Source organism: Streptomyces sp. NPDC044704 (assembly GCF_056433525.1).
Window position 1 is genome coordinate 73,961 of sequence record NZ_JBWKGY010000025.1, and the last position, 10,391, is coordinate 84,351.

The window sequence follows — 10,391 nt, forward strand, 5'->3', positions numbered from 1 at the left end:
ACGGACGGCCCCGGCCCCCGCTGGAGTGGCGGGGGCCGGGGCCGTGCGCAGGGACGGCCGGGGTGGGCCTGCCGTCGGCCGGGTCAGCCGGGGACGCGGCTGCCCGCCTGGGTGCGGCGGCGCAGGAGCGGGGCCGGCGCCGGGGCGGGGGGTGCCGCCGACAGGAGGGCCGCCAGGCGGGCCGGAGTGGGGTGGCGGAACACCTCGCGGAGGGTGAGCTCGCGGCCCAGCTCCGCCCGGACCCGGTTCACCAGGCGTACCGCCAGCAGCGAATGCCCCCCGGACTTGAAGAAGTTGTCGTCCGGGCCGACCTGGCGCTCCAGGACCTCCGCGAACAGCCGCAGCAGCGCGGCCGCGTGAGAAGCCCCGGGGGCGGCGGATGCCGTGCCCCCGCCGGACGCGCCGGACGCGCCGGACGCGCCCGGCGGTGCGGGGGTGGGCGGCGCGGCCGGGACGTGCACCGTCGAGGGGACCGCGTACTCCGGCAGCCGGTCCGCCGACCAGGTCTGGAGCTCCGGCTCCGTCACGGGGCCGCCCGTCGGGGTGACCTCCGCGAGGATCCGTCCGTCGGCCACCCGCGCCCGCGCCGAGCCGACCCGCGGGTGCTCCGCGAGGACCGCCTCCACCCGGGCCAGGTCGATCGGGTAGCCCCCGACGAGCGGACGTACGGGCCGCCGGTCCGCCGGGGCCGCGAGCGCCGACACCCGCCGGTCCGGACCGGCCGCGAACAGTTCCAGAGCCGCCACCAGCAGCGCCGCCAGCCGGCCCGCGCCCGACGGTTCGTAGAGATCGGTGGCGTACTCCAGGACCCCGGACAGCCCGCCCCCGTCCCGCTCGGTCAGCGCGAAGGTGAGGTCCGACTTCGCGGTCCGCGCGGCGAAGGTCCGTTCCGTGCCCGCGAGGGGGCCCGCCGACGGCCCGGCCGGCGCCGGGTTCACCTGGAGCATCACCTGCACCAGCGGGTGGTGCGCCGAGGACCGGTGCGGGTTGACCGCCTCCACCAGCAGGTCGAACGGCAGGTCCTGGTGCGCGTACGCCACCAGGTCCGACTCCCGGACCCGGTCCACGAGCTCCCCGAACACCGGATCGCCCGACACGTCGGTGCGCAGGACCAGGGTGTTGACGAAGAAGCCGACCAGCCCCGACAGGGCGTCGTCGCCGCGCCCCGCGACCGTCGTGCCGATCGCGAGGTCGCCGCCCGCCCCCGCCCGGGCCAGTGCCGCCGCCAGCGCGGCCTGCACCACCATGAACAGGGTGGCCCCCCGGGCGTGCGCGATCCGCAGCAGCCGCCGGTGGGTGTCCGCGTCCACCGTGAAGCCGGTGACCGCCCCGCTCCCCGACGGCACGGCCGGCCGGGGCCGCTGCGTCGGCAGGTCGATCAGCGGCGGCAGCCCCGCCAGCGCGGCCCGCCAGTGCCCGGTGGCCCCGGCGGCGGCCTCGCCGTCCAGCGCCGCCCGCTCCCACAGGGTGTAGTCGGCGTACTGGACGGGCAGCGGCTCCCAGTCGGGCGAGGTTCCGGCCAGCCGGGCCTCGTAGGCGGCGGCCAGGTCCGCGAGCAGCGGACCGGTGGACCAGCCGTCCGCGGCGATGTGGTGCAGGAGCAGCACCAGGGTCTGCGGGCCGTCGCCCTCGGGCAGGAACAGCCTGGCCCGCAACGGCAGGTCCCGGGTCAGGTCGAAGACCTCCGCGGCCGCCGCGTCCACGGCCGCGGCCACGTCCGCCGGACGCGCCAGCTCCAGCTGGGGGCGCGCCCCCTCCAGGACCCGCTGGTACGGCTGCCCGCCCTCGGCCCCGTACACGGTGCGCAGCACCTCGTGCCGGGCGGCGACGTCGGCGAGCGCCCCGGCCAGCGCCGCCGGATCCAGGGGCTGCGCCAACTCCCGTACCAGCGCGATGTTGTAGGCCGGGGAAGGCCCCTCCAGCTGGTCCAGGAACCACAGCCGGCGCTGCGCGTACGACAGCGGCAGCCGCTCCGGCCGGTCCGCCACGGCGACCGGTGCCGGCCGTGCCGGCCCGCCGCCGGTCGCGTCCAGGCGGCGGCGCAGGGCCGCCGGGGTGGGCGCCAGGAACAGGTCGCGGATCCCCGCCTCCACCCCGAGCACCGCCCGGATCCGGTTCACGAGCCGGCTCGCGAGCAGCGAATGCCCGCCCGATTTGAAGAAGTTGGCGTCGGCGGAGACCCGTTCGCGGCCGAGGACCTCCGCGAACAGCCCGCACAGGATCTCCTCCCGCGGGGAGGACACCGCCCGCTGCCCCCGGGCGCCGCCGCGCACCGCCCCGGCGGCGGCCGCCCGCTCCTGCCGCTCCAGTTCCGCGCGTCTGCGCTCCAGGCCCTGCCGTTCCGGTCCGCGCACCAGCTCCAGCTCGCCCAGTCGTGCCCGAGGCCGCCGTCCGAAGGCGCGCAGTGCCCGTACGAACACCTCCAGCAGCAGCCGGGCCGTGTCCTCGTCGAAGAGGTCGCCCGCGTACTGCACCAGGACGTCCATCCCGCCCGGCCCGCCGTCCGGGCCCCGCCGCTCCGCGCAGTGGAAGGCCAGGTCGAACCGGGCCGCGCCCAGGTCGGTGCTGCCCGCCCGCCCGGGGATCCCGTCGAGCCGCACCAGCTCCCGCTCCGCATGACCGACCGTCAGCATCACCTGGAAGAAGGGGTGTTCGCCGAGGGCTCGCCCTGGTCCGGCCAGCCGCTCCACCAGCAGGTCGAAGGGCAGGTCCTGGTGGTCGAAGGCCGCCAGGTCCGCGTCCCGGACCCGGTCCACCAGCTCCGCGGCCGTCGGGTCGCCCGACAGGTCGGCGCGCAGCACCAGCGTGTTGACGAAGCAGCCCACGAGGTCGTGCAGGTCCTCGTCGGACCGGCCCGCGGCCGGCGTCCCGATCGCCAGGTCCTCACCGGCCCCCGTGGCGGACAGGGCCGCCGCCAGCGCCGATCGGACCACCATGAACAGGCTGGCCCGACGCTCCCGCGCCAGGGCGGCCAGCGCCCGGTGCGCGTCCTCCTCCAGCACCGCCGACACCGTCGCGGCCCGCCCCGACGGCTCGGCCGGACGCGGCCGGTCGGCGGGCAGTACGGTCCGCCCCGGCATCCCCTCCAGCGCCGCCCGCCAGTGCGCGAGCAGGGCGCCCGGATCGGCGAGCAGGTCCCGCTGCCACAGCGCGTAGTCGGCGTACTGAACCGGCAGCGCCCGCCAGGACGGGGCCCGTCCCGCCCGCCGCGCCGCGTACGCCTCGCCCAGGTCCCGCAGCAGCGGCGCGAGGGACCAGCCGTCGGTGGCGATGTGGTGGACCAGCAGCACCAGCACCGAGGTGCCGTCCCCCGGTCGCAGCAGCCTGGCCCGCACCGGCACCCGCGCCGCCAGGTCGAAGGTCTCCCGGCCGAAGCCCGCCACGAGCCCCTCCAGTGCCCCCGGCGCGCAGTCGGCCACCTCCAGCAGCTCCCCGGGCACCTCCAGCACCCGCTGGTACGGCTCCCCGCCCTCCTCCCCGTACACCGTCCGCAGCACCTCGTGCCGGGCCAGTACGTCACCCAGCGCGGCCGCCAGCGCCGCCGCCTCGGGAACCCCTTCCAGCCGCAGCACCAGCGGGGCGTTGTAGGCCGCCGACGGGCCCTCGATGCGGCCCAGCAGCCACAGCGAACGCTGCGCGGCGGACAGCGGGAGCCGCCCCGGCCGCTCCCCGGCCGGTACGGACCTCAGCGCGGGCCGGGAGCCGGCCGCGCCGCCGCGCCCGGCCAGCCGCCGGTGCAGTGCGGCCGGGGTCGGCGCCAGGAACAGGTCCCGGATGCCGAGCTCCAGGCCGAGCGCGCCCCGGATCCGGTTGACGAGTTTGCTCGCGAGCAGCGAATGCCCGCCGCTGCGGAAGAAGTTGGCGTCGGCCTCGACGTGCTCCCGGCCGAGGGCCTCCGCGAACAGCCCGCAAAGGATCTCCTCCCGCGGCGCCAGAACCTCCCGCCGCACTCGGGCACCGGCCGGCGCCGCGGGCAGCGCGGCGGTGGTGTGCCGCCGCCCGGCCAGGGCCTTCGTCTCCTCGCCGGTCACCAGCTCCAGCGCGCCGAGCCGCACGTCCGGAGCCCGCCCGAAGGCGCGCAGCGCCCGTACGAACACCTCCAGCAGCAGCCGGGCCGTGTCCTCGTCGAAGAGGTCGGCCGCGTACTGGAGGACGACGTCCATCCCGTCCGGCCCACCGTCCGGGGCGTGCCGCTCCCCGCAGTACCAGGTCAGGTCGAACTTGGCCGCGTCCAGGCCGACATCGGCGATCCGGCCGGTGAGACCGCCCCCCAGGTCCACCGGGGCGGCGCCCGCGGCGCCCGCGTCCACGGTCAGCATCGTCTGGAAGAACGGGTGGTGGCCCAGCGCCCGCTCCGGGCTCAGCTTCTCCACCAGCAGGTCGAAGGGGAGTTCCTGGTGCTCGTACGCCGCCAGGTCCGCGTCCCGGACCCGGTCCACCAGCTCCGCGGCCGTCGGGCCGCCCGACAGGTCCGTACGCAGTGCGAGGGAGTTGACGAAGAAGCCGACGAGCTCGTACAGGTCCTCCTCGGGGCGCCCCGCGACCGGGGCGCCGATCACCACGTCCTCGCCCGCCCCCGCCGCCGACAGGGCCGCGGCGAGCGCCGCCCGCACCACCATCGTCGGGCTGGCCCGCCGGGCGCGGGCCAGGGCGAGGAGCGCGCCGTGCGCCCCGGCGTCGAGCCGTGCCGTCAGCGAGGCGCCGCGCCCCGACGGTTCGGCGGGGCGGGGCCGGTCGGCGGGCAGCGCCAGGACGGGTGGCGCTCCCTCCAGCACGCCTCGCCAGTAGGCCAGTTGCTCTCCGGCGAGGCCGTCCGGGTCGTCGGGGTCGCCGAGCAGCTCGTGCTGCCACTGGCTGTAGTCCGCGTACTGGACGGGCAGCGCCTCCCAGTCGGGGGACCGCCCGGCCAGCCGCGCCCGGTGGGCCCGCGCGAGGTCCCGCAGCAGCGGGCGCACGGACCAGCCGTCGGTCGCCACGTGATGGACCAGCAGCACCAGCACGCAGGTTCCGTCGTCCGCCCGGAACAGCCGGGCGCGCAAAGGCGGTTCGGCGGTGATGTCGAACGGTTCACGGGCGAAGGCGGCCACCCGCGCGTCCCGTTCGCCGGACGCGCAGTCCTCGACGGCCAGCCGGGGCACGGCGGCCGCGTCCAGCACCCGCTGGTACGGCTCCCCGTCGCCGCCGGCCGGCAGGACGGTGCGCAGCACCTCGTGCCGCCCCACCACGTCGGTCAGGGCCCCGGCCAGCAGCCCGGCGTCCGGCCCGGCGTCCGGTCCGGCGTCCAGGTGCAGGACCACCGGGGCGTTGTAGGCGGCGGACGGGCCGTGCAGCCGGCCCAGGAACCACAGCCGGCGCTGCGCGTACGACAACGGGATCTCGGTCATGTCCTCGGCGTCCTCAACGGTCCTGGCTCGCGGTGGCCGCGACGAGCGTGTCGATGTGGGCGGCCAGGTCCCGCAGGCGCGGGTTGGCGTAGACGGCCTTCACGGGCAGGGCGACGCCGAGTTCGGCGCGGACCCGCGAGACCAGCTTGATCGCGAGCAGGGAATGGCCCCCGAGCTTGAAGAAGTTGTCGTCGGGGCCGATCCGGGAGGCGCCGAGCACGGCGGCCCAGACCCCCGCGATCAGCCGCTGCGAGGCGCTCAGCCCCTCGGCGGCCTCCGGGGCCGGGCCGGCGGCGGCCGGCGCGGGCAGCGCCGTACGGTCGATCTTGCCGTTGACGGTGGTCGGGAACCGGTCCAGGGCCACGAACAGCCCCGGGACCATGTACCCCGGCAGGACCGACTCCAGGTGGGCGCGCAGCGCACCCTCGGCGACGGCGGGGCCTGCCGGGCGGTGGTAGGCCACCAGACCCGGCGCCCCGTGCACCTCCGGGCACAGGACGACCGCCGCCTCGGCGACCCCCGGGGCGGCGGCCACCGCCGCCTCCACCTCCCGGAGTTCGATCCGGTGCCCGCGCACCTTGACCTGCCCGTCGGCCCGGCCCAGGTAGGCCAGCCGACCGCCGGGCAGCAGCCGGACCAGGTCTCCCGTGCGGTACATGCGACCGCCCCCGGCGCCCTGGTCGCAGGCCGCCGCGTCGGCCACGAACCGTTCCGCCGTCAGCGCCGGCCGGCCCCGGTAGCCGCGGCCCACGCGCGGCCCCGCCAGGTACAGTTCGCCGCTGCCGCCCTCGGCCACCGGGTTCAGCGCCGCGTCCAGGACCCGTGTCCGCAGCCCCGGCAGCACCCGCCCGATGTGCGGTTCGGCGCCGGCGTCGATCCAGCCCGCCGTGGCGTCCACGGTGCACTCGGTCGGCCCGTACAGGTTGACCGTACGCAGCACCCCGCGCGCCCCCAGGGCGCCGAGCCGCCGCCACAGGGCGGGGCTGACGGCCTCCCCGCCGACCAGCAGGGTCAGCGGGCGCGGCCCGCCGTCCGCGCTGAGCAGGTCCAGCAGCGGGTCGGCGTGCGAGGGGGTGATGTCCAGGTCGGTCAGGGCCTGTTCGTCGACGAACCGGGCCAGCAGGGCCGGGTCCGCGCGGGTCTCCTCGTCGATCATCACCAGGGTGTCGCCCCGGCACAGCCGCACCCACTGCTGGACGGAGGCGTCGAAGGACGGCGAGGCGTTCCAGCCGACGCGGCCGCCCCCGGTCACGGCGATGCCGGTGTCCTCCAGCTCGGCCAGCAGCGCCGAGACGGCCGCCCGGCCGATCTCGACGCCCTTGGGACGGCCGGTGGACCCGGAGGTGTAGATGACGTAGGCGAGCGTGTCGGCGCCCACGGCGACGGGCGCGTACGGCGGGTCCTCGCCCTCCGGCGCGGTCAGCCCGGCCACCGGAAGATGGGGCACGCCCTCGGCCACCGGCCCGTCCGCCCCGCCGGCGGTGACCACCAGGTCGGCGCCCGCGTCCTCCACGAGATAGCGCCGCCGCCCGGCGGGCAGTTTCGGGTCCACCGGCAGGTACGCGGCCCCCGCGGTCAGGGTGCCGATCAGCGCCACCACCAGGTCCGCGCCGCGCGGCAGGGCCAGCGCCACCACGCGTTCGGGGCCGATGCCGCGCGCGGCCAGCCGGCCGGCGAACCGCATCGCCCGCGCGCGCAGCTCACCGAAGGTCAGCTCGTCGCCGCCCGCGACGACGGCGGTCCGCCCGGCGGGGGCCTGGGCGAGCCGCTCCAGCAGGTCGGGAACGGATCCGGGGGCCCCGTGGACGTGGGGACGCTCGGGAAGTACGGCGGTCACGGCGCTCACTCCCCGGTGAAGACGGTGGTGGACGGCCGGGTGGCGGGCGCGCAGTCGGCCAGCGCGACCGGCTCGCCCATGGCGACGAGGATCTTCCGGTCGCCCCGGTAGGCCTCCCGGCCGTGGGCGCACAGGATGTTGTCGACGATCATCAGGTCGCCCCGCTGCCACGTCTCCCTTACGGTGACCCGGTCGTAGACGGCGTTGACCGCGTCGACCTCGGCGTCCGTGAGCCGGGAGCCGTCGCCCAGGTAGGTGTTGAACGGCAGCCCGTCCTCCCCGTACGTGTCCAGGAGCACCTCGCGGACGTCCGGGTCGAGGGTGCGGCTGTTCCAGAAGGCGAAGTGGTTGAACCAGGTCCGCTCGCCCGTCACCGGGTGGGTGACGATCGCCGAACGGCGCTGCCGGGTGATCATCGAGTCGTCCTCGTCGGTCCACTCGTAGCCGATCGTGTTCTCCTCGCAGTACGCCTGCGCCACCGCCCTGTCCTCGGTCGCGAACGTCTTGTACCAGGGCAGCCCGGCCAGTTCCGAGTAGTTCCGCACGAGCAGCCAGCCGGCCCGCTCGAACCGTTCGACCAGCTCCGGCGGCAGCAGGCGCAGGGCCTCGCGCATGTCGCCGACGGTGGTGGCGCCGCCCTCCTCGGGGGCGGTCACGCAGCCGAACAGCAGCACGCCGGGGAAGTCGAGGGTGTAGCTGTTCTCGTTGTGCAGCCGGATCGGCTGGACGGCGGGCAGGTCGGTGGAGGAGAACACGCCCTCGCCGAAGTCGGTGCGCGGCGTGGCCTTCTCCTTGTACCCGGCGCGCCGCTCGATCAGGGCGTCCCGGGCGGCGGCGAAGGAGGCCGCGTCCTCGACGGGCAGCCCGCGCAGCAGGACCGCCCCGCTGCGCAGCAACTCGGCCTGGATCGCGGCACGGTGTTCCGTCAGCCAGTCGACGGAGGCGGCCAGGCCGAGCCCGGCCGGGGTGTGGACGACGACGGGCTTGCCCGGCTCGCGGACCGGGCTGATGCCGGAGCGGGAAGCGGCGGGGGCTTCGGTGTGCGTGGTGGTCATGGGACGTCCCTTGGGATGCGGAGGCGATGTCGTCGGGGGAGGGCGGTACGGGTCAGGCGGTGGCGGGGGCGTGCCCGCCGACCACCGGGGCCAGCAGCGCGAAGAACTCGGGGAGCCGCTCCTGGAAGTAGAAGTGGCCGCCCGGCAGCACGTACGAGGAGAAACCCCGGTCGGTGATCCGCGACCAGTGCTCCAGGGAGGCGGCCGGGGCGACCGGGTCGGCGTCCCCGCCGATCACCGTCACCGGGCACTCCACCCGGGCGTCGGACTCCTCGCACCGGTACACGTCGTCGATGGCGAAGTCGGCCCGGATCGAGGGCAGGACGATCTCGCGGAGCTCCGGCTCGTCGAGGATGCCGTCGTCCGTGCCGCCGCGCTCCTTGATGGCGGCCACCAGCGCGTCGTCGTCCAGCAGCTCCGGGTGGACGGCGCACGGGTTGGCCAGGAACGGGGCCCGGCAGGCCGACACGACCAGGGCCCGCGGCGTGCGGCCGGCCGCCTGGAGGCGGCGTACGACCTCGAAGGCGACGAGCGAGCCCATGCTGTGCCCCAGTACCACCAGGTCGTCGGCGGCCCCGGCGGGCAGCGCCGCCACCACCGGACCGGCCAGGTCGGCCACGTCCCGCGGCAGGTCCTCGGCGAACCGGGCCCCGCGGCCCGGGTACTGGCCGATCAGGAGCCGGACATCCCGGGGCAGGTGGTCGCGCCACTGCGCGTAGGCGTGGGCGTTGCCGCCGGCGTGCGGCAGCACCAGCAGCGAGGTGCGCTGCGGGCCCTCGCCCGGCAGGTCCCAGACCACGTCGTCGGGCGCGGGGGTGAAGTCGGGCTGCCGGTCGTGGCTCGTGTCGTGGCCCGTGTCGTGGCTCATGAGGAACTCCGTTCCTGGTCGGGGGTGCGGCGGCGCAGGGCGGGCCTGGCGCGCCGGGGCACGGCGGGCCCGGCCGGCAGCCGGGTACCGATGTGCTGGGCGAGGGTGGCGGGGGTGGGGTGCTGGAACACGTCGCGGAGGGTGAGGGTGATGCCGAGGGTGGTGCCGATGCGGTGGGTGAGACGGGCGGCGAGGAGCGAATGCCCGCCGTGGTCGAAGAAGTCGTCGTCGATGGTCAGCGGTGACGGAGTCCCCAGGGCCTCGCTGAAATAGGTGCGCACCGTCTCCTCCAGGGGGGTGCGCGGTTCCCGGCCGCCCGGGGTGGTCACCGCCCGGGGCGACGGCAGGGCGGCCTTGTCGATCTTCCCGTTGGGGGTCAGCGGCAGCCGGTCCAGCAGGACGACGAACGCCGGGACCATGTGGTCGGGCAGGAGGGTCCGCAGCCAGAGGCGGACGTCCTGCGGGGAGAGACCGGGCTCGGTGGTGACCAGGTACGCGGTCAGCTGGGGCGTGTTGTGGTGGTCCGGGTGCGTGGCGAGGGTGGCTTGGGTGATGTGGGGGTGGGTGGTGAGGGTGGTTTCGATTTCGGTGGGTTCGATGCGGAAGCCGCGGATTTTGATCTGGGTGTCGGTGCGGCCGGTGTAGTGGAGGTTGCCGTGGGTGTCCCAGTGGGCTTGGTCGCCGGTGCGGTAGAGGCGGGTGCCGGGGGGTCCGTAGGGGTGGGGGATGAAGTGGGTTGCGGTGGTGGTGGGTTGGGCGAGGTAGCCGTGGGCGAGTCCGTCGCCGGAGAGGTAGAGCTCGCCGGTGGTGCCGGGGGGTGTGGGATTGAGGTGGGCGTCCAGGACGTAGGCGTGCTTGTTCGTCAGGGGGCGGCCGATGGAGAGGGGGCCTTGGGCTTCCGGGGTGCGTTCGACGGTGTGGGTGGTGGTGAAGCCCATGGATTCGGCGGGGCCGTAGCCGTTGGTGACGGTGAGGTGGGGGTGGAGCTGCTGGAGGCGGTGGACGTGGGTGGGGGAGGCCGGCTCACCGCCGGTGTAGACGATGCGGGTGGTGGCGAAGGTCTCCGGGTGCTCGTCGGTGAGGTAGTTGAAGAGGCTGGAGGAGAGCTGGAGCATCGTGACGCGGTGTTGCTGGGTGAGGGCCGCGATCAGGGCCGGTTCGGGTCGTTGTCCGGGTTGGAGGATGGTGCTTCCGCCGTGGAGCAGTGCTCCCCAGAATTCGAGGCTGAAGGCGTCCCAGGAGACGGG

At 75.9% G+C, this 10,391-nt stretch carries 5 protein-coding genes; all 5 read right to left on the reverse strand.

All coding sequences use genetic code 11. The annotated features are described in order from the left end of the window. Positions 1 to 83: 83 nt before the first annotated feature. Positions 84 to 5,384 carry a condensation domain-containing protein gene (locus AC07B0_RS36060; protein WP_478900077.1) on the reverse strand — a complete coding sequence of 1,767 codons (5,301 nt, stop codon included), beginning with the start codon at positions 5,382 to 5,384 and terminating at the stop codon, positions 84 to 86. Between the two features lie 13 nt (positions 5,385 to 5,397). Further along, positions 5,398 to 7,221, reverse strand: a complete 1,824-nt coding sequence (locus AC07B0_RS36065; RefSeq protein ID WP_478900078.1) for a non-ribosomal peptide synthetase — start codon at positions 7,219 to 7,221, stop codon at positions 5,398 to 5,400. Positions 7,222 to 7,226: 5 nt separating this feature from the next. Further along, the gene (locus AC07B0_RS36070) at positions 7,227 to 8,276 is read right to left on the reverse strand and encodes a TauD/TfdA family dioxygenase (RefSeq protein ID WP_356881946.1); all 1,050 of its coding nucleotides are present in this window, start codon (positions 8,274 to 8,276) and stop codon (positions 7,227 to 7,229) included. A gap of 52 nt (positions 8,277 to 8,328) precedes the next feature. Continuing rightward, on the reverse strand, positions 8,329 to 9,144 hold the full coding sequence (locus tag AC07B0_RS36075) for a thioesterase II family protein (RefSeq protein WP_469382983.1): 816 nt from the start codon (positions 9,142 to 9,144) through the stop codon (positions 8,329 to 8,331). After that, a partial coding sequence (locus tag AC07B0_RS36080) for a non-ribosomal peptide synthetase (RefSeq protein WP_356881950.1) occupies positions 9,141 to 10,391 on the reverse strand: 1,251 nt, incomplete at its 5' end. The genes AC07B0_RS36080 and AC07B0_RS36075, both read right to left, overlap by 4 nt.

What these genes read in the sequence shown, in the direction of transcription:
- AC07B0_RS36075 (WP_469382983.1), bottom strand. Translation starts at nt 9,144, where the DNA reads ATGAGCCACGACACGGGCCACGACACGAGCCACGACCGGCAGCCCGAC.
- AC07B0_RS36060 (WP_478900077.1), bottom strand. Translation starts at nt 5,384, where the DNA reads ATGACCGAGATCCCGTTGTCGTACGCGCAGCGCCGGCTGTGGTTCCTG.
- AC07B0_RS36070 (WP_356881946.1), bottom strand. Translation starts at nt 8,276, where the DNA reads ATGACCACCACGCACACCGAAGCCCCCGCCGCTTCCCGCTCCGGCATC.